Origin of the sequence: Sinobacterium norvegicum, assembly GCF_923077115.1 — a bacterium.
GTDB lineage: Bacteria > Pseudomonadota > Gammaproteobacteria > Pseudomonadales > Sinobacteriaceae > Sinobacterium > Sinobacterium norvegicum.
Window position 1 is genome coordinate 1 of sequence record NZ_CAKLPX010000005.1, and the last position, 19,596, is coordinate 19,596.

Annotated in this window: 18 protein-coding genes, 1 rRNA gene and 1 other RNA gene; 16 read left to right on the forward strand and 4 right to left on the reverse strand. The window is 48.9% G+C overall.

Annotated features, from left to right (window positions below):
* A 5S ribosomal RNA gene (gene rrf, locus L9P87_RS16325) occupies positions 1-102 on the forward strand; the annotation flags it as partial.
* Positions 103-315: 213 nt separating this feature from the next.
* Here rrf and L9P87_RS16330 read toward each other — a convergent pair.
* The 4 genes from L9P87_RS16330 to L9P87_RS16345 are packed head-to-tail and all read right to left on the reverse strand — an operon-like array spanning position 316 to position 3,725.
* The gene (locus tag L9P87_RS16330) at positions 316-888 is read right to left on the reverse strand and encodes a BON domain-containing protein (RefSeq protein ID WP_237445836.1); all 573 of its coding nucleotides are present in this window, start codon (positions 886-888) and stop codon (positions 316-318) included.
* A gap of 3 nt (positions 889-891) precedes the next feature.
* Entirely contained in the window at positions 892-1,491 is a 600-nt protein-coding gene (locus L9P87_RS16335; protein WP_237445837.1) for a D-sedoheptulose-7-phosphate isomerase, read from the reverse strand.
* A 17-nt stretch (positions 1,492-1,508) separates the two neighbouring features.
* Positions 1,509-1,874: a YraN family protein gene (locus tag L9P87_RS16340; protein ID WP_237445838.1), complete on the reverse strand. Its 366-nt coding sequence runs from the start codon at positions 1,872-1,874 to the stop codon at positions 1,509-1,511.
* Between the two features lie 24 nt (positions 1,875-1,898).
* Complete coding sequence (locus L9P87_RS16345; RefSeq protein ID WP_237445839.1) at positions 1,899-3,725, reverse strand: penicillin-binding protein activator; 1,827 nt, start codon at positions 3,723-3,725, stop codon at positions 1,899-1,901.
* A gap of 76 nt (positions 3,726-3,801) precedes the next feature.
* On the opposite strand from L9P87_RS16345, the gene rsmI reads away from it, so the two are divergent.
* From rsmI to L9P87_RS16420, 15 genes are all read left to right on the forward strand, one after another.
* Positions 3,802-4,641 carry a 16S rRNA (cytidine(1402)-2'-O)-methyltransferase gene (rsmI, locus tag L9P87_RS16350; RefSeq protein ID WP_237445840.1) on the forward strand — a complete coding sequence of 280 codons (840 nt, stop codon included), beginning with the start codon at positions 3,802-3,804 and terminating at the stop codon, positions 4,639-4,641.
* Between the two features lie 54 nt (positions 4,642-4,695).
* An RNA gene (gene rnpB / locus L9P87_RS16355) (RNase P RNA component class A) lies at positions 4,696-5,053 on the forward strand.
* Between the two features lie 275 nt (positions 5,054-5,328).
* Complete coding sequence (gene mraZ / locus L9P87_RS16360) at positions 5,329-5,784, forward strand: division/cell wall cluster transcriptional repressor MraZ (protein ID WP_237445841.1); 456 nt, start codon at positions 5,329-5,331, stop codon at positions 5,782-5,784.
* Between the two features lie 9 nt (positions 5,785-5,793).
* Complete coding sequence (gene rsmH / locus L9P87_RS16365; protein WP_237445842.1) at positions 5,794-6,714, forward strand: 16S rRNA (cytosine(1402)-N(4))-methyltransferase RsmH; 921 nt, start codon at positions 5,794-5,796, stop codon at positions 6,712-6,714.
* 7 nt (positions 6,715-6,721) lie between these two features.
* Positions 6,722-7,027 (forward strand): cell division protein FtsL, encoded by a 306-nt coding sequence (ftsL, locus tag L9P87_RS16370; RefSeq protein WP_237445843.1) that lies wholly within the window; start codon positions 6,722-6,724, stop codon positions 7,025-7,027.
* Positions 7,024-8,745 (forward strand): peptidoglycan D,D-transpeptidase FtsI family protein, encoded by a 1,722-nt coding sequence (locus L9P87_RS16375; protein WP_237445844.1) that lies wholly within the window; start codon positions 7,024-7,026, stop codon positions 8,743-8,745. The genes ftsL and L9P87_RS16375 overlap by 4 nt, the downstream gene beginning before the upstream one ends.
* A complete protein-coding gene (locus tag L9P87_RS16380; protein WP_237445845.1) occupies positions 8,742-10,211 on the forward strand; it encodes a UDP-N-acetylmuramoyl-L-alanyl-D-glutamate--2,6-diaminopimelate ligase in 1,470 nt (489 codons plus the stop codon). The genes L9P87_RS16375 and L9P87_RS16380 overlap by 4 nt, the downstream gene beginning before the upstream one ends.
* Positions 10,208-11,593: a UDP-N-acetylmuramoyl-tripeptide--D-alanyl-D-alanine ligase gene (locus tag L9P87_RS16385; RefSeq protein ID WP_237445846.1), complete on the forward strand. Its 1,386-nt coding sequence runs from the start codon at positions 10,208-10,210 to the stop codon at positions 11,591-11,593. Before L9P87_RS16380 ends, L9P87_RS16385 begins: the two co-directional genes overlap by 4 nt.
* Before the next feature lie 2 nt (positions 11,594-11,595).
* A complete protein-coding gene (mraY, locus tag L9P87_RS16390; RefSeq protein WP_237445847.1) occupies positions 11,596-12,678 on the forward strand; it encodes a phospho-N-acetylmuramoyl-pentapeptide-transferase in 1,083 nt (360 codons plus the stop codon).
* A 6-nt stretch (positions 12,679-12,684) separates the two neighbouring features.
* Complete coding sequence (gene murD, locus L9P87_RS16395) at positions 12,685-14,046, forward strand: UDP-N-acetylmuramoyl-L-alanine--D-glutamate ligase (RefSeq protein ID WP_237445848.1); 1,362 nt, start codon at positions 12,685-12,687, stop codon at positions 14,044-14,046.
* A complete protein-coding gene (ftsW, locus tag L9P87_RS16400; protein WP_237445849.1) occupies positions 14,043-15,293 on the forward strand; it encodes a putative lipid II flippase FtsW in 1,251 nt (416 codons plus the stop codon). Before murD ends, ftsW begins: the two co-directional genes overlap by 4 nt.
* Complete coding sequence (murG, locus tag L9P87_RS16405; protein ID WP_237445850.1) at positions 15,290-16,378, forward strand: undecaprenyldiphospho-muramoylpentapeptide beta-N-acetylglucosaminyltransferase; 1,089 nt, start codon at positions 15,290-15,292, stop codon at positions 16,376-16,378. Before ftsW ends, murG begins: the two co-directional genes overlap by 4 nt.
* Positions 16,379-16,406: 28 nt before the next feature.
* On the forward strand, positions 16,407-17,798 hold the full coding sequence (murC, locus tag L9P87_RS16410) for a UDP-N-acetylmuramate--L-alanine ligase (protein ID WP_237445894.1): 1,392 nt from the start codon (positions 16,407-16,409) through the stop codon (positions 17,796-17,798).
* Entirely contained in the window at positions 17,795-18,745 is a 951-nt protein-coding gene (locus L9P87_RS16415) for a D-alanine--D-alanine ligase (RefSeq protein ID WP_237445851.1), read from the forward strand. Before murC ends, L9P87_RS16415 begins: the two co-directional genes overlap by 4 nt.
* Before the next feature lie 5 nt (positions 18,746-18,750).
* Positions 18,751-19,563 (forward strand): cell division protein FtsQ/DivIB, encoded by an 813-nt coding sequence (locus tag L9P87_RS16420; protein ID WP_237445852.1) that lies wholly within the window; start codon positions 18,751-18,753, stop codon positions 19,561-19,563.
* The last annotated feature ends 33 nt before the right edge of the window (positions 19,564-19,596 follow it).

Sequence of the window (19,596 nt, forward strand, 5' to 3'; positions counted from 1 at the left end):
AGAATTGGAACCACCTGATCCCATCCCGAACTCAGTAGTGAAACGATTCCTCGCCGATGGTAGTGTGGGGTTTCCCCATGTGAGAGTAGGTCATCGTCAGGCTTTTATTCTAAGACCCCGTAAGCTACCGCTTACGGGGTTTTTTTATGGCTGGGGTTTCGTTAGGAGCAGGACTAAAGCATTGGTCAATGCAGACGGACAAATATTAGGCAGGACTGGGGGCTTGGCTGTAGCTGGATATCAGGTCTTGAAGGGGTGAAGAAGGGGAGATTCGCCTCTTTTCTTTGCTGGCAAGAGGCGAGCCTGAGAATGGAGTTAGTCGATATACTCAAATACTTGTACGATCTTCTGAGCCCCGTATGTATTAGAGATGGCGTTGACTGAGATGCGTGCTTCTTCTCGTGTCAGCAACCCCATCATATATATAATACCGTTCTCAGTAACAATTTTAATTCTGTTCGAGGGGACGCCCTCGCTGGCCAGTAGCTTACTTTTAGCTTTGGTGGTTATCCAGCTGTCATTGCTGCGGGCTGGTAGAGAGATGGGCCCGGCAATAGTGATTTCGTTATACACCCTGCGTGTCTTTTGCAGTTTTTTAACTGTTTTTCCGGCAGCCTGTTTAGCTGCATCGTTAGGCACTTGACCGGTCAGCAGCACGATGCCGTTATAGCTGGTGACGGTGGTGTGAGCTTCTTCTAAATCGGGGTGAGATTTTTTTATGTTAACCGTGGCTGTGGTTTCAAGACTTTGATCATCAATCAACGCGCCCCACGAGCGTGTACCGGAGTTTTCTTCAATTTGCCCGTCGGTGCTGGCACCGATGATTGATGAGCAGCCCGAACTTATTAACAATGCGGCTAGACTTAACGATAGAACCGTGTGCTTCATGGATTACTCTTCCTCACAACCAAATAAGAAACCATCAATTAATTCGCAGATACAATGCAGAATGAGCAACTGAGCCTCAATGATTCGCGGTAGATTATCGCTGGGTATGCGAAGTTCGACATCGTCCTGGTCGAGTAGGGCTGCAACGCCGCCTTCATCGTCTCCGGTAATGCAGACAACACAGAGCTCGCGGTCATGAGCCGCGCGAATAGATTGGATTAAATTTGTCGCATGATTATTAGTGGCGAATACCAACAGGATGTCGCCTGGCTGTGCCAACGCTTTAATTTGTTTCGAAAAGACTTCATTGTAGCTGTTGTCGTCCGCTATACCTGAGAGCACAGCGCCATCAGCATTGAGGTTTAAGGCTGGCAGACTGGGACGCTCATGGGCAAAACGGTTAAGCAGATTGCTGGTAAAGAGCTGCGCCAAGGCTGCGCCAGCGCCATTGCCGCAGCAGAGTATTTTGCGGTCGTGGAGCAAGGAATGAACAATCATTTCGCCCGCATCGGCAATGGCGTCGGCGAGAGGATCCATCGACATGGAGATAGTTTCGATGTTTTCGGCAAACTGTTCGGTAATGTGATTGCGGATGTCAGGCATTTGATAAGTTATCTATATTAGTAGTGTTGTTCAATGGCATTTTGCACCCAGTCATATGTGATAGCTTGGCAGTCATTGTCTTTACTCATACTCACTATATCAAAGCGGTAGCTGATATTGTTAGTGTGTTTATGTTTTAGCAGGTAATTATTGGCTGTTTTTATCAGTTTTATTTGTTTTTTACTGCTCACGCTCTCAAGGCCGCTGCCGAAGGTCGATGTTTTTCGAAATCGAACTTCGATAAATACCACCGTCTGCTGATGCTGCATAATAAGATCGATTTCACCGCTGCGGCAGGCGTAGTTCCTGTCGAGCAAGGTGAGGCCTCGTGCCAGCAGATAGTGTTCTGCCAGCGCTTCGTAGGGGTCTCTATTTTGTTGCATTTATTCATCCGTGAATAGTTGCGTTTAGTGCTTGTCAATAGTGGGTAGCGGGACTGCGCGCCCATTTTTAAAGGTTGCCCATGCCGGACGTCGCGTAATTTTATTGTGCTCATCCATTTTGAGTGTGCCGGTGGAACCGTAAATTCGACTACTTGATTGACCTTTTAATTGAGGGAGTCGTGAGGACGTGGCGTAGGCGTCAATACCGAGGGCGTAAAGTGATTTGCTGTAGTTGCCGCCCTTACCTATATAGTCTCGAACTGCCTGGTTCAGCGGTGACGAGGTTAGCATCCATGGAAGCTCGCTAAAATAAATAGTGTTTAGATCTTTGTCGGCACTGGGGTTGATTCTGCCGCTGTAGATATGTGATGAGGCATACACAGGAAGGTCCTGAGCATAATAAAAGGCTAGAAGTGGTCGGATTGAGCGAGCTTGCTGGCTTTGAGCCACGACAAAGACTGCGTCGATATCTTGGCGTCGGCGGGCGTCGGCTTCAAAGCTGTCACTGACAATGCGCGCAATGGTGCGGGCCCGTTGTTCGCTGATATTGATGTTCAGACTGTTCTTCAAGCTTGGAGACATTGAGCGTTCATCGGTATAGGGGGCGGTAGCAACAATCTCGCCATCAAGTGCCGACCAAACCTGGCTGTATTCGTCGGCGATACGCTGCCCCCAGCTTGTCTCAGGGTAGGTAAGCAGTACTCGCTCTGCGCCGCCAAGTTTGGCTTGCTCCGTAATTAACGCTATTTCATCGTGGGTTGAAATAGAGAGCTGGTAGAAGTTATCTGAAACTGGCTGGTTACTGCTGTAATTGAGCGCCAAGACAGGAGTGGTAAGGTTCTCGGACTCGGCCAGGTTGTTGACTGTAGACTTTTGCAGTGGGCCGATAACCAATTCTGCACCATTGTTGACAGCTTGGTTATACAGCGCCTGGATATCAATATCGCTCTGGCTACTGTCATAAACTCTCACCACGGCTTTGAATTCATTCCTGATCGCTTGCTGACTTTGGTAATGGGCGGCGAGGAAGCCATCGCGTAGGCTTTCCCCTGCCTTGGCAAGTTTTCCCGATAGAGGGAGTAGTAGTGCGATATGTTTTGGCCGGTTGCGCTCGATTTCTTCGAGCATGCCTAGGCCGCCGGGAAGGTTGTTGGCTGCGGGATGTTCACCCCATGTGTTGCGCCATTGGTTGAGTAAAAGCACTTGTTCGCTGATGTCGCCGGAGGTGGACTGTGCTATTTGAGTTAATGCGACCCAGCCTGATAGTTCGCTGCTATCTGAAGTTGCGCCAGGCAGTTCATCATTTGGAATCTGTGTCAGAGCACGCCAAATCGCATCATTGTTGAGCTGGCGTTCTTCGGCATCAACAAACTCCTTAGATAAGCTGATTCTGACATTAGCGCTGGCTAAATGATCGCCTTGCAGGGCATAGCTGTTGGCGAGTAGTTCGAGAATCGCGAGGCGGGTCTTGCTATCGGCAGCTTGCAGTAAAGATGAGTCGGTCTGTTGGCTTAAGTTTTCAATAACGGCATCGTAGTCCCCATCATTAAAGAGCAGTTGGTTGTCGACTAACATGTAACGGCTCTTGAGTGGATTGCTCAGGTTGGCAACAGAAATACCACTGAGCAGTTGGCGAGCAGTATTCGGTTGTTCTGCTGCGAGCAACTCAGCCGCACTCAGGCTGGCGGGCACGGCAATAAGTGGGTCGCTACTGCGGCTGTCGGCAAGCAACTGCTCTAATTGATTGCTGATCAACTGGTTGTCTGCAGTGTCGCCGGGTTGGCTGCTACAACCTGCTAGGATGAAACAAATAACTGAGTAGCGAAGAAAACGAGAGTAATTAGTCGTCATAAGTTTTAATATCATGTGAATTTAAGGCGGGACAGTTAGTGTCGCGCACTATTGATACTGTTATATAGGAAACACTATGTCTGAGGCTGTTTTATACATTGTAGCAACCCCTATCGGCAATCTTGATGATATGGTACCTCGGGCGCTCAAGATACTGCAATCAGTCGATGTGATTGCCGCCGAAGACACCCGTCATAGCAGTCGTTTAATGCAGCACTTTAGCATAACTACGCCGATGATAGCTTGCCATGATCACAATGAAGAGTATGTGGCGGAAAAGTTAATTGAGAAATTGCGACAGGGTGAGCAAATTGCCTTGATTAGTGATGCCGGTACGCCGCTGATTTCAGATCCGGGCTATCGTGTTGTGACGCAGGTGCGTGATGCTGGCTTTAAGGTCGTCCCCGTCCCGGGCGCTTGCGCCATGGTGGCAGCGTTGTGTGCCAGCGGTCTGCCATCAGACCGCTTTATTTTTGAGGGTTTTTTGCCGGCCAAAGAATCTGGACGTCGTCAGCGTTTACAGCGGGTCGTCGATGAGACTGCAACGCTCATATATTATGAGAGTCCACATCGCATAGTTGCGTCGTTATCGAGCATTGCCGAGGTCTTCGGGGGCGATAGGGAGGTTGTTCTTGCGCGAGAGCTCACCAAAACCTTTGAGACAATAAAAGCCCTGCCTGTGGCAGAAATGGTGGCATGGGTTGAGTCTGACCGGAATCAACAGAAGGGGGAGATAGTGCTATTGGTGCGTGGTGCGCCAAAGCGAGAGCAGGGAGAGGCGCTGGACGCAGAGACGCTGAGGGTGTTGAAAATACTGGCGGCTGAGGTGGGTGATAAACAGGGTGCTGTGCTGGCCGCAAAGGTTACTGGAGAGAAGAAAAACAAACTGTATAAGTGGCTTATTGCCAATCAGTAAAACGCGTGGATAGTTAGGTTGCACCGGCCTGGTAATACCGCTATGATTCGCGCCGGAGTCAGCCAGGCAGTCGCTGCCAAGCCTTAGGGCTTGGGGGAGGAAAGTCCGGGCTCTAAAGGGCAGGGTGCCAGGTAACACCTGGGGGGCGTGAGCCCACGACAAGTGCAGCAGAGAGAAGACCGCCTAAGTATACCTTCGGGTATAACGGTAAGGGTGAAAGGGTGCGGTAAGAGCGCACCGCGCAGCTGGTAACAGTTTGCGGCAAGGTAAACTCCACCCGGAGCAAGACCAAATAGGCTTCCTGAGGTACGGCCCGTACTGGAAGCGGGTAGGTTGCTTGAGCCTGTGAGCGATTGCAGGCCTAGAGGAATGACTGTCCAAGACAAAACCCGGCTTACGGCTGGCTCCATTTTTATACGTTTTGTGCTGATAGCACGCCGGTCTATATTCTATTCAGCTATATAGATGAAGGTGTGTTCTAGCTTAGAGTAGTAACAAGCTGTTTTCATGCTCCAAATTTCATATTTAAATCCCTTGTTCAGTGTCGAACCCTGCAAATTCTACGCTGTAGCCCTATTTATCGCCGCCATTTCTTGACAATTCCTCGGCATAATCCCTATAGTGTGGTTAAGTGGAGAATTGTGGGTAAAAGTGGGAATTTGTCAAAATGGGAGCTGAGTTAGGTTGATGTTTAGAGGGGTGACGCACATCACAATGGATGCAAAGGGGCGCTTGGCCATGCCGGCTAAGTATCGCGATCGCCTGCAGCAAAGTTGTGAGGGTCAGCTGGTTGCCACCATTGATATTCAGTCCCAAAGTTTGAGTATTTATCCGCTGCCCGTTTGGGAGAAAATCGAACAAGATATTCAAGAGTTACCGTCACTCAATCCTCAGGTTAAGCGGTTTCAGCGCCTGTTGATTGGTCATGCCAGTGACTTGGAGCTCGATGGTAGTGGCCGAGTATTAATGCCGCAGTCGCTGAGAGACTATGCCGGCTTGAAGAAAAAATTAGTATTGGTTGGTCAGGGTAAAAAATTAGAGTTGTGGAATGAAGAACTCTGGCTTACCGAAACTGAAACATGGTTGCAGCAGGCTCAAGATGATGAGTCTATACCCGATGAAATGCTGTCTTTGTCACTTTGAGGTTGATTGATGCACGAAACAGTATTGTTAAACGAAGCCGTGGAAGCGCTGCTTGTTGATAAGGAGGGGTGTTACGTCGACGGTACATTTGGTCGCGGTGGGCATACTCGTCACTTATTGGCGCAATTGGGTGAGTCAGCGACGGTTATCGGTTTCGACAAGGATCCTCAAGCTATTGATACGGCAAATATCTTGGCTGCGGAAGATGGTCGTTTTTCCATTGTGCACAACTCTTTTGCTGAGCTGAAAAACGAATTAGAGCGACGTCAGCTGAGTGGCGCAGTGCAGGGTATTTTACTCGATTTGGGGGTTTCTTCGCCGCAGTTGGATCAGGCTGAGCGCGGCTTTAGCTTCATGAAAGACGGCCCGTTAGATATGCGCATGGATACCACGCGTGGACAGAGCGCAGCTGATTGGATTGCCGCCGCTGAAATGGATGATATTTCTCTGGTACTACGTGAATTTGGTGAAGAGCGATACGCCAAAAGAATTGCCCGAGCGATTGTACGTGAGCGTGAGGAGGAGCCTATTAAGACCACGGCTCGACTTGCGGGTATTATTTCAGAGGCGCACCCAGCCTGGGAAAAACATCGCCACCCGGCAACAAAGTCATTTCAAGGTATTCGTATTTACATCAACAACGAACTGGGTGACTTGAAGGATATATTAGAGCAGGCGCTCGATGTTTTGGCCATTGGCGGACGTTTAGTGGTGATTAGCTTTCATTCGCTCGAAGATCGCATGGTTAAACGTTTTATCCGAGACCTGCAAAAAGGCCCGGTATTGCCAAGGCATATTCCTGTGACTCAGGCACAAATGGAGCCGCCAATTAAGGCCGTAGGTAAGGCAGTTAAGGCAAGCAAGGCAGAGGTTGAGGTTAATATTCGCTCGCGAAGCGCAATTATGCGTGTCGCAGTAAAGCTGAAGTAAGTTGGTCATGACAACAACGCCGTCAACAGCATTGCTTAATAGTCGCCGTTTTTCAGTGCCGTTGTTGATGGTTTTGTTGCTGGTCAATGTTGCCTCTGCGCTGGCCGTTGTTTACAGCACTCATTGGAATCGTCAGTTATTCGGTGAGTTGCAGGTTGTGCAGCGTGAGGCAGTGGCTATTGAGGCGGAATGGGGGCGGTTGCTGCTGGAAAATAGCAGTTTAGGTGCCTATGCAAGAATAGAGTCGATAGCAAGAAAACAGCTGTCGATGAAACAACCATCAATTGAAGAGACGGTGTTGGTGAAACAGTGACGGATCCTAGCAACAACAGTACAGCATCGTGGCGTTTCCATGTGGTATGGGCTGGGTTGTTGTGTCTTGCTGTTTTGCTCATCGCGCGGTTGCTGGGTTTGCAGGTGTTAGAGAGTGAGCGCGGCCGAGAGTTTTTGTTAGAACAGGGTGACCGCAGGGCAGTGCGAACAGAGCAGATTGTGGCTCATCGGGGTATGATTGCCGATCGCAATGGTGAGCCACTCGCAATCAGTACGCCGGTGGTCTCCGTTTGGGCTGACCCAACAATATTAAGCCAGCATCTCGATAGCCTGCCAATGTTGTCGACGGTTATTGGTATCGATCAATCAGTCTTTCAGGCCCGTGTAAAGCGGATGGCTAAACGACGCTTTATATATTTGCGCAGACATTTGACCCCGGTCGATGCTGATAGGGTAAAGGCGTTAAAGGTTCCGGGTGTATATTTTCAGCAAGAATACAAGCGCTATTACCCAGCAGGTGAGGTCGCAGCTCATATTGTTGGTTTTACAAATATTGATGATAAGGGTCAGGAAGGCCTCGAGTTAACTTACGACGGCCATTTGAACGGTGTGCCAGGTAAGAAGCGTATATTAAAGGATTTGCATGGCAGCCTGATTCGAGAACTGGATCAAATTCAGCCGGCCAAACCCGGTGAAAACCTCTATCTCAGTATCGATCTTCGGGTGCAGTATGTTGCCTATAAAGCATTAAAAAAAGCTATTAAATTACATCATGCCTCGTCTGGCTCGGTGGTGGTGTTAGACAGTCGTACCGGTGAGTTATTGGCGGCAGCCAATCAGCCCTCTTTTAACCCTAATAACCGAAATCGCTTAGACCCTGCGGCGTTGCGTAACCGTGTTGTTACCGATGTCTTCGAACCGGGCTCAACGGTAAAACCGTTGACGATTGTCGCGGCGCTAGAGAGTGGAAAATTCACGCCTGATACGATGATCAATACCAGCCCCGGGCATATTCGCGTCGGCAAGAAGACGTTATTGGATCCTGTTAACTATGGCACGATTGATGTTTCTAAAATCATCAAGAAGTCCAGTCAAGTTGGAACAACCAAGATTGCCCTCCAACTGGAGCCCGAAGTGGTTCGTAACGTTTTCTACAAGGCCGGGCTTGGGCAGGCAACGGGTACGGGGTTCCCCGGTGAGGGTGTCGGTGTCTTACCGAATCACCGCCGCTGGAGTGACATCGAGAGAGCGACTTTTTCCTTCGGCTATGGCTTGTCGGTAACGCCTTTGCAGCTGGCGCAATCTTATACAGTCTTTGCCAACCACGGAGTGAAAAAGCCGGTCAGTTTATTGCGAAGAGATACCGGTGTTGAGGGGGTTGCAGTGACGTCGCCCAAGGTGGCTGATGATATTTTAACCATGATGCAATCAGTCACTGAGAAGGGTGGCACTGGAACGCGGGCGGCGGTTAAGGGGTATAGTGTAGCCGGAAAATCCGGTACCGCGCACAAGGCGGCTCGCGGCGGCTATAGCGAAAACGAATACACAGCAGTCTTTGCCGGCTTAGCTCCTGTCAGCGATCCGCGGATTATTGTCGTTGTGGTCGTGAATGATCCCAAGGCTGGCCAGCATTACGGTGGCCAGGTAAGTGCGCCAGTATTTGCCGATGTGGTTGAGAACACATTGGGCCTGTTAGGCTCATCGCCAGATCAGATTGGTGATTACAAGCCCGCACAGCTGATGGCGGGGCGGATATGATGATGAGAAAGCTATCTGACTTTATGCCTCAGGCGCTGGTTTATAGCGATATGGCTGTAACCGGCATGACGCTGGATAGCCGGCATGTTGAGCCTGGGTTTTTATTTGTGGCATTAGCAGGGCGTACCGTCGATGGTCGCCAGTATATTGATAGTGCGCAGCGTGCTGGTGCTGTGGCTGTATTGGTTGAAGACTCAGCTTTTGAAGCCGGCACTGACATAACCATCCCGATGATTAAGGTACCCAATCTAGCTGAGCGATTGGCTGAAATAGCGCAGCGCTTTTATCGCAGCCCTTTTCAATCGCTGTCTGTTGTTGGTGTTACCGGCACCAATGGTAAAACATCGTGTAGTCAGTTAGTCATGCAGTTATTGCATGCGCTCGGTAATCATTGTGCCGTGTTGGGAACAACTGGCTGGGGCGTTGGAGCAGTGACTGAACCGTCTACACACACGACGCCCGATACTGTGTCGCTACAAGCCATTGGGGCCGATCTGGTTGCGCGAGGAGCTACAGCTCTGGCGATGGAAATATCTTCCCATGCCCTTGATCAGGGGCGAATTGATGGCGTTGAAATAGATACGGCTGTTTTCACTAATTTAAGCCGAGATCATTTGGATTATCATATTTCGATGGAGGCATACGGTGAGGCTAAGCGTCGCTTGTTCGGCTTGTTGTCGTTAAAAAATGCTGTGGTGAATATCGATGATGCGTTTGGCCAAGCAATAGTGGCCAAGCTAAATAATGATGTCCGCTTGCTCAGTTATTCTCTATTGGATTCTACCGCGACGCTATATGTGCGCGCTTTAAGTTATTCGTTAGCCGGTGTCAGTGGTGTGCTCTGCTATGACAATCAAGAGTGCGAGTTTACCTCGCCGTTGATCGGTGAGTTTAACGTCAGTAATTTATTGGCTGCGATTGCGGCTGTGCTGGCCGACGGCTATAGCCTGACCGATATTGTACCGCATATTGGCCAGTTAAAGCCTGCTCGAGGCCGGTTAGAGGTTGTAACAGGTGCGCATAATATTACTGTGATGATTGATTATGCCCATACCCCCGATGCCTTAGAGCAAGTATTGAAAAGCGTGAAAAAACACTGTCAGCAGTCTCTGTGGGTGGTGTTTGGCTGTGGCGGTGACCGCGATAAAGGTAAGAGGCCATTGATGGCCCGGGCAGCTCAGCGTTTTGCTGACAGGCTGGTTATCACCAGTGATAATCCAAGAACAGAGACGCCAGCAGAAATCGTTGCCGATGTTGTTGCCGGTATTAAAGTCGATAAATCGGTGACTGTCGAGGTCGAACGTCAGCGCGCTATTGAGCTGGCAGTATCACAGGCTAAGCCGGGTGATTGCGTGCTAATTGCCGGCAAAGGGCATGAAACCTATCAAGATATAATGGGTGTTAAACACGATTTCGATGACTTTGAAAAGGTCACTGCAGCACTGGCGATGCGGGGTGAAATATGATTTCAGCCACCACCCTCAGCCAGCTTGCGGCGGACAATCATTGGCAGTTAATTGGCCATGATGTGGCGTTTGAGAAAGTCATTCTCGATAGTCGCAGCGATAGCACTGATGGTATTTTTGTTGCCTTGGTAGGGGAGCACTTTGATAGTCATCAGTTCATTGCCCAGGCGATTGAGAATGGTGCTGTGGCCGTTGTCGTCAATCGCGCTGTCGCCTTCAATATACCGCAATTGATCGTCGACGATACACGATATGCCTTGGGTGTGATTGCCCGTGAAAATAGGCGCAAAAGCACCGCTACTGTCATAGCAATCACCGGTAGTGCGGGCAAGACGACAACCAAGGAAATGCTTTCGTCGATACTTAAGCAGGCATATCTTCCCAGTCAAATTCTGGCGACGAAGGGTAATTTTAATAATGAGATTGGTCTGCCGTTAACCCTGCTCGATATAGAATCAGAGCATCAGGTGGTCGTCGTTGAGATGGGGGCTGCCAAGCCGGGCGATATTGCTTACCTGATGCAATTCGCAGAGCCGGATTTTAGTATTTTACTCAATGCTAAGGCTGTACACCTCGAAGGATTTGGTGACTGCGATCACGTTGCGAAAACAAAATTTGAAATAGTGAGTGCTCTCACTGAAAACAAAACCAGCGCGATTAATATCGATACGCCTTATTCATCGCAATGGTTGGCTGAGGCAAAGCATCTAGGCGTTAATGTTGTTGGCTACTCCGCTGACAATAAAAACGCCGATGTTTTTGCCGATGATATTATCGCCAGCATCAACAGCTGTCACTTTAAACTGCATATTGCGGCAAATCACTACGCAGTATCGTTAAAAGTGGCTGGGGTGCATAACGTTTCAAATGCGCTGGCCGCAGCCGCGATTGCAAATGCAGCCGATATATCCGCCGAGTCTATTGTGTTGGGTCTGAACAGTTTCAATGCTGTGGCTGGCCGTATGCAGGCAGTAACAGGTATGAAGCAATCCAGTATTATCGATGATAGTTACAATGCCAACCCCGATGCAATGAGGGCGGCGATTGATGTTTTATGCTCGGCGGAGGATAGAAAAATCTTTGTCATGGGGCAGATGGGTGAGCTCGGTAAGGATGAGTTGGCTTATCACCGCCAAATAGGTCAATACGCCAAAGAACAGGGTGTTGATCTATTTTATGCTTGCGGTGAGCTATGTCGAACAGCTGTCGAGGCGTTTGGTCAACGAGGCCTATTTTTTGAGGAACAGTCAGCTCTTATCAACAGTTTAAGTGAAGAGATTCAGTATGGGGACACCGTGTTAGTCAAAGGTTCAAGAAGCGCAAAGATGGATGTTGTTGTCGCAGCAATAGTCAAAAATAATAATATTCTAGGGGACGCATAACAATGTTGTTATGGCTTGCTGAGTGGTTACAAGAGTACATTAATGCATTTCAGGTATTCCAATACCTTACAATGCGCGGAATATTGAGTGTTTTAACATCGTTGGCTATTGCTTTGATGATTGGCCCCTGGCTGATCCGCAAGCTTAACGAGCACCAGATCGGTCAATCGGTCAGAAACGATGGGCCTCAAAGTCATTTATCAAAATCTGGCACTCCAACCATGGGGGGGGCATTAATATTAATCGGTATTTTAGTTAGCACGTTATTATGGGCCGACCTGGCCAACAAATATATATGGGTTGTTATCGTTGTGACGGCAATTTTTGGTGCCGTTGGTTGGGTAGATGACTACCGTAAAGTGATTGAAAAAAACTCGCGTGGATTACCCGCTCGCTGGAAGTATTTTTGGCAGTCTGTCGGTGGTCTGGGTGCCGCAATCTTTTTGTACGGCGTTGCCGTGCTACCGCAGGAGACACAATTATTTGTACCGTTTTTCAAAAATGTTGCCTGGTCGATGGGGCCTCTGTTCATTGTATTGACCTATTTTGTCATCGTTGGCACCAGTAATGCGGTGAATTTAACCGACGGTCTAGATGGCTTGGCGATTCTACCGACAGTACTTGTCGGCGGTGCTCTTGGTGTCATTGCTTACTTGGCTGGTCACAGCAATTTTTCTGAGTACCTACACATTGCTTATATACCCGGTGCTGGAGAATTGGTGGTTTTCTGCGGTGCGATTGTCGGAGCAGGCTTAGGCTTTCTTTGGTTTAACACTTATCCAGCACAGATATTTATGGGCGATGTTGGCTCTCTTGCCTTGGGTGCGGCCTTAGGTATTGTTGCTGTCATCGTCCGTCATGAAATCGTGTTGTTCATTATGGGTGGCATTTTCGTCATGGAAACGCTGTCTGTCATCATACAGGTTGCCTCTTTTAAAATGACCGGTAAGCGGGTTTTTAGAATGGCACCGATACATCATCATTTTGAATTGAAAGGCTGGCCGGAACCGAGAGTCATTGTTCGCTTCTGGATTATTACCGTCATTTTAGTGCTATTTGGTTTGGCAACCCTAAAACTGCGATAGAGAATAATGAGTCAATTAATAGCTAGCGACAGAAATATTGCAATTATCGGGCTGGGGAAAAGCGGAGTCTCTGCTGCTCGATTTTTGACGACAAAAAGCATCAAATTTGATGTCTTCGATAGCCGTGAGATGGCCGCCGGTGCCGATAGCTTTAAGCAGCGTTACCCCGGCGTCAATGTTCATTGTGGTGAGCTAAGCGGTGAAAAATTGGCGTGTTATCAGCAATTAGTCGTCAGTCCAGGGGTTAGTCTAGAAGAACCTGCAATTGCATTTGCCGGGGAGCAGGGGGCTGAGTTAATAGGTGATATCAGCCTGTTTTGTCAATATGTCGATGTGCCTTTCGTCGCTATCACCGGCTCTAACGCCAAGAGTACAGTCACTACCTGGGTTGGTGATATGGCCGAGCGCGACGGGAAAAATGTGGCTGTCGGCGGTAATCTCGGTACTCCCGCTCTCGATTTGTTGCTCGACCATGGCGACGCAGAGCTCTACATTATCGAGTTGTCTAGTTTCCAGTTAGAGCGAACAGAAAAACTGACCGCTAACGTTGCCACGGTATTGAATGTAAGCGAAGACCATCTCGATCGTTATAGCGGCATGATGGCTTACCAACAAAGTAAGCAGCGTATTTATAGGAAGGCTGAGTCTGCTGTTTACAACAGGGCGGATGTGTTAACACAGCCATTAGCTTCGCAGCAGATGAAACTAATAAGTTTTGGCCTGAGCCAGCCTGATTTGCATGACTACGGTATTCGTTTGCAGCAAGGCAAAGAGTTTCTGGCCAAGGGGCTAAAATCATTGATGGCTGTTGAAGAGTTGTCATTGCCTGGGCGGCATAATATTGAAAATGCATTGGCCTCAGCGGCGCTGGCAGAGTGTGCCGGTATCTCACTGTCTGCAGTTGTTGCCTCGCTTAAATGCTTCACCGGTTTGCGGCACCGATGCCAACAAATCGCTGTGGTTGATGGGGTTAAATATTTCAATGACTCTAAGGGGACTAATGTCGGTGCCAGCATTGCCGCCATTGACGGCCTGGCCGAAGACGGCAGCCATTTAATCTTGATTGCTGGCGGCGTCGGTAAAGGGGCTGACTTTAGCGACTTAGCGAAGGCCATCGATGGTAAGGTCAGTCAAGTGATACTGATCGGTGAGGACGCAGAGCTTATTGCCACACTCATTGCCGATAACAGCAAAATAGTCTTTGCGGATGATATGGCGGCTGCGGTGAGCTTAGCCACAGCGACGGCACAAGTAGGCGATACGATATTGTTGTCGCCTGCCTGTGCCAGTTTCGACATGTTTAATAGCTTTGAACACCGTGGTGAGGTTTTTGAACAGGCTGTTATGCAGCTAGAGGGGCGCCGATGAACTACGCCGACAAGCAGCTTAGTTTTGCCATTCCCTCAGCATTGAGTGATGGGCGTGTAGACTGGGTGTTGTTAACCACCGCTGTGTTGTTAGCAACGGTCGGCCTGATCATGATGGCATCAGCTTCTATTGATTATGCTGAGCTTAATTATTCAGGCCCCTTTCACCATGTAATCCGTCATAGTATTTATTTATCTATGGCTTTAGTGGCGGGCTTTTGTATTTATACACTGCCACCGAGCAGCTGGAAAAACTCCGGTGCGATGTTGATTGGACTTGGTTTTGTATTGGCTGTACTGGTGTTAATTGTTGGGCGTGAGATTAATGGCAGTAAACGTTGGATCAGCTTGGGTGTGATTACCCTGCAGGTGTCTGAGCTAATTAAACCGATAGTCGTGGTGTATTTGGCAGGGTATTTAGTGCGTCGAGAGCATGAGGTGAAAAGTCAGTTTTCAGGCTTTGTTAAGCCGATGTTGGTGTTAGCCATGTTTATTATTTTGTTGCTATTGCAACCTGACTTTGGTGCGGTTGTGGTGATGACAATGACGGCGCTGGCGTTGATGTTCTTGGGCGGCGTCAAACTCTGGCAATTCTTGTTGACCATGATTATCTGTATGGGCGCTGCCGTGCTGGCAGTGGTTTCCTCAGAGTATCGACTGCGTCGTGTCTTGGCTTACACTGACCCTTGGGCTGACCAGTACGACAGCGGTTATCAGCTAACGCAGTCATTGATTGCCTTCGGTCGTGGCGAGTGGTTTGGTACCGGCTTGGGAAACAGCGTACAAAAACTATTTTATTTACCCGAGGCTCATACCGACTTTGTCTTTGCCATTTTAGCTGAAGAGTTGGGTGTGGTTGGCGCGATTGGTATTGTCTTAGGCTTTGCCTTATTGGTTTGGAGAATGTTGGCAACGGGGCGTTTAGCAGAGAAGAAAGAGCAGTTCTTCTGGGCCTATGTCTGTTATGGTTTTGCCATTATTTTCAGTGGCCAAGTCTTTATTAATATTGGCGTCAATACCGGGTTATTGCCGACCAAAGGTCTGACGCTACCGTTGATCAGTTACGGCGGCAGTAGCTTAATTGTCTGCGTCATGATGTTGGCTGCAATTTTACGTATCAGCCATGAGCTGCAAACAGCGGAGCTGGCCAGTGACAGGGTTGCGGCACCGCCGAAGAATCAGGCAGAGAGGCAAAAGAAAAAGGTTGCCGGTACACCTGCCAGGACGCGCAGGAGGTTGGCCGCATGAGTAAACCTATTGCACTGATTATGGCGGGTGGTACTGGTGGTCATGTTTTCCCTGCGCTGGCGACGGCGCAGAAGTTAGTCGATAAGGGTTATCAAATCCACTGGTTGGGGACAGAGCGCGGTATTGAATCTCGCCTGGTGCCGGCAGCAGGTTTTGATATTACCTATATGAAGGTGACCGGTGTTCGTGGTAAAAATTTAGGGACACTGATTAAGGCACCCTTCGCCCTTATTGGATCAATATTTCAGGCTTATAAAACGGTTAAGCGGTTAAATCCGGCCGTTGTCTTGGGTATGGGCGGCTATGCCAGCGGACCAGGAGCAGTGGCTGCTTGGCTGAATGGTAAACCGTTGGTTATTCATGAGCAAAACGCTGTTGCCGGTACAACTAACCGATTATCCGCTAGGTTTGCCTGCAGGGTTTTGCAGGCATTTGGAGGCGCCTTCCAAAGCAGCGAACAGGGTGAGGTCGTAGGCAACCCTGTTCGGGATCAACTGGCGACAGTAGCCACACCAACGCAAAGAAAGCAGGGTTTGAGCGCCGATAGCGCGTTAAAGCTGTTGGTTGTCGGTGGTAGCTTGGGTGCTCTGGCGTTGAATGAAACCGTGCCTGCAGCCTTGGCGTTGCTGCCAGCAGAGCAGCGTCCAGAAGTCTTTCATCAGGCGGGTGATGGCAAGCAACATTCTACTATTAAGCGTTATAGTGCGGTTGGTGTTGATGCGAGGGTCGAGCCTTTTATTGACGACATGTTGGCGGCATATTCTGAGGCGGATTTAGTGATTTGTCGTGCCGGAGCACTGACTGTGTCTGAGCTTGCCTGTGTTGGTGTTGCTTCAATACTGGTACCACTGCCGCATGCCATTGATGATCATCAAACAAAAAATGCCGAATGGTTGGCGGAAAAAGGTGGCGCGATAGTAAGCCCGCAGAAATTGTTAACGGCGGAGTCGTTAGCAGAACAAATTAACAGTTTATTGGGCGACAAAGTTAGGTTGTTAGATATGGCGGAGCAAAGCCGTGCTAAGGCTGTACCGCTGTCAGCCAGTCGTGTAGCAGATATTTGTCAGGAGGTGGCGTGTGGATAAAGCACCAAAACGCTATGCAGTACCCGAGATGAGACGCATTAAACAGATTCACTTTGTCGGTATCGGCGGAGCGGGGATGTGTGGTATTGCGGAAGTATTATTGAATCAAGGCTATAAAATTTCGGGCTCTGATATTCGTGAGTCAGAGGTTACACGCCGTCTACGAGATAAGGGCGTTGCCGTTTTTATTGGCCATCAAGATAGCAATATATCGGGCGCCAATGTGGTGGTGGTCTCTACGGCGGTTGCACAGGATAACCCTGAGGTTATAGCGGCAAAATTATTCCGAGTACCGATTGTACAACGGGCGTTGATGCTGGCTGAATTGATGCGATATCGTCATGGTATTGCCGTTGCTGGCACGCACGGCAAGACCACGACGACCAGCCTGATTTCATCCATTTTTGCCGAGGCTTCACTCGATCCGACCTTTGTTATCGGCGGCCTGCTGAACAGTGCTGGCACTAATGCGCAGCTCGGCGAGAGCCGCTATCTCATCGCTGAGGCGGATGAGTCTGATGCTTCCTTTTTGCATTTGCAGCCAATGGTGTCGGTGGTTACCAATATCGAAGCCGATCATATGTCGACTTACGATGGCGACTTTAACAAGTTGAAGCAGACCTTTATCGACTTCATCAACAATCTGCCGTTTTATGGTTTGGCGGTATTGTGTGTGGATGACCCTATTGTCGCAGAGTTATTACCGGGTATTGCCCGACCGGCATTGACCTACGGCGTCAGTGAATATGCCGATTATCGTGTCAGCAATATTCAGCAGGATAAATTATCTTCAAGCTTTAGCATTACCCGTCCCGATGGCAAAAAAAGCTTAGATCTTGTGGTTAATATGCCGGGCCATCATAACGTTTTGAATGCCGCGGCTGCTGTTGCTGTGGCCACGGATGAGGGGGTTGATGACGCCGCTATTATTGCCGGGCTACTGAAGTTTCAGGGTGTGGGTCGCCGTTTTCAGGTTTATGGTAATTACCAGGTGGGCGAGGGCACAGCCATGCTGGTCGATGACTATGGCCATCACCCAACAGAGGTTGCGGCAACGATCAGTGCTGTCCGTGCAGGTTGGCCAGATCGTCGCCTTCTCATGTTATACCAGCCACACAGATATTCTCGAACACGGGATTTATACGAAGATTTTGTTGAGGTTTTATCGGGCAATGATGAGTTGGTGTTGCTGGAGGTTTATTCTGCCGGTGAGGAGCCGATAGTCGGTGCTGACAGTAAAAGCTTATGCCGCAGTTTAAGATTGCGCGGTTCAATTGAACCAATTTATGTCGAAGATATTGAAAAAGCAGCGGAGTTACTGCCTACCATTGTCAAGGCTGGCGACATTGTGCTTACTCAAGGCGCTGGTAATGTTGGTCTGTTGGCTAAGCAATTGGCGGCGAAGGAGTTGATCAAGTGATTAATCAACTGATTGCCGAGTTAAAACAAAAGTTAACCAGCCCTGTCGCTGTACTTTACGGTGGTAAGGCAAGAGAGCGTGATGTTTCGCTACAAAGTGGCGCAGCAGTACTGCAGGCATTAAAAAATTGCGATATCGATTGTATTGCCGTTGATACCCAAGAGCCTTGGGTTGAACGGCTGAATAAGCAGGGTGTTGCCCACAGCTTTATTGCCTTGCACGGTATCGGCGGTGAGGATGGAACAATCCAAGGGGCGCTGGAAACATTGGCAATAAGTTATACCGGCAGCGGTGTCTTAGCCTCAGCGTTAGGTATGGATAAGCTGCGTTGTAAGCATCTGTGGCGAGGACTTCAGCTTCCAACTGCAGACTTTTCGTTACTGGATAGCAGCAGTGACTTTAAGCAGATCATGCAAGATCTCGGCGGCAAGGTAATGGTTAAGCCGGCGCTGGAAGGGTCGAGTATCGGTATGTCGATAGCCGGGTCTGTCGAAGAACTGGAAGCTGCTTATGCTTTGGCTGGGGGTGAAGGCGCCATTGTGATGGCGGAGCGCTGGATAGAAGGTCGAGAGTTTACCGTGGCGGTACTAGACGGTGCAGCCTTGCCGGCGATAGAGCTCAAAACCGAGCATAGTTTCTACGATTATGATGCTAAATATATATCTGATGATACGCAGTATATATGTCCAGCGCCGCTGAGCGACGACGAACGTGTATTGCTGGCTGATTTAGCTGTTCAAGCATTTGACAGCGTTGGCTGCCGTGGTTGGGGACGGGTAGATTTCATGCAAGATCATCAGGGCAGAGTATACTTGTTAGAGGTAAATACTGTTCCGGGTATGACCAGTCACAGTTTGGTGCCAATGGCAGCGAAGCAAACGGGCTTAGATTTTGAAAGTTTAGTCCTAACAATTTTGCTGGATTCACTCAACAGCGAGGATGGCTGAGCACAATGGCTAAAAAGGTAGCGGGAAAAAAGCAGGTGCAAAAGGGGGCTTCTCGTACCGTAGAGAAGCAACCATTGCGCATTGTGCTGCCTTTTAAGATGCTGGCATTATCCGCTCTTGCATTGTGTAGTGTGATGGGCGGTTACTATGCCATCGTCAATATGCCAGCTGTAGATTTCTCCTGGCATGGAGACGAGGTGGTTGAAATAGAAGCGGTTATTGTTGATGCGCCGTTAGAACAGGTCAGCGAGAATGATATACGTGCCGTCATACTGCCTTATATGGAGCAAGATTTTTATGGTATAGCGCTTGCTCAGTTACAGCTCGATCTCACCTCTCTTCCGTGGGTGGATACAGCAGTCATTAAGCGGCAGTGGCCCAATAAAATATCGGTCACTTTGCTGGAAAAGACTGTTATAGCACGCTGGGGTGAGAGTCAATTGCTGACTCAAAAAGGCAATATGTTTACGCCAGAGAGAATGATAAAACCATTATTACTGCCAGAATTGGCTGGCCCAGACGGTATGCAAGTCAGAGTAATGGAATTATATTTGGAACTAACGCTATTGCTAGGTAATATTGAGCCTAAAATAACGCGCCTGGCAGTAGATGAGCGCTATAATTGGACGTTAGTACTGGATAATGATGTTCGTTTGATCTTGGGTAATGAATTGATGGTTGAGCGCCTTAGACGCTTTGTGACCTTATATTCAGAATTGAAATCACAGCCACAGTCTATAGACTATGTCGATTTTCGGCACGCAAATGGCTTTGCAGTGGGCTGGAAGAATAATAAAATGAAAAATGCTAATGGCTGATTTAAATTATAGATGCAATAGCAAGCCATTTGG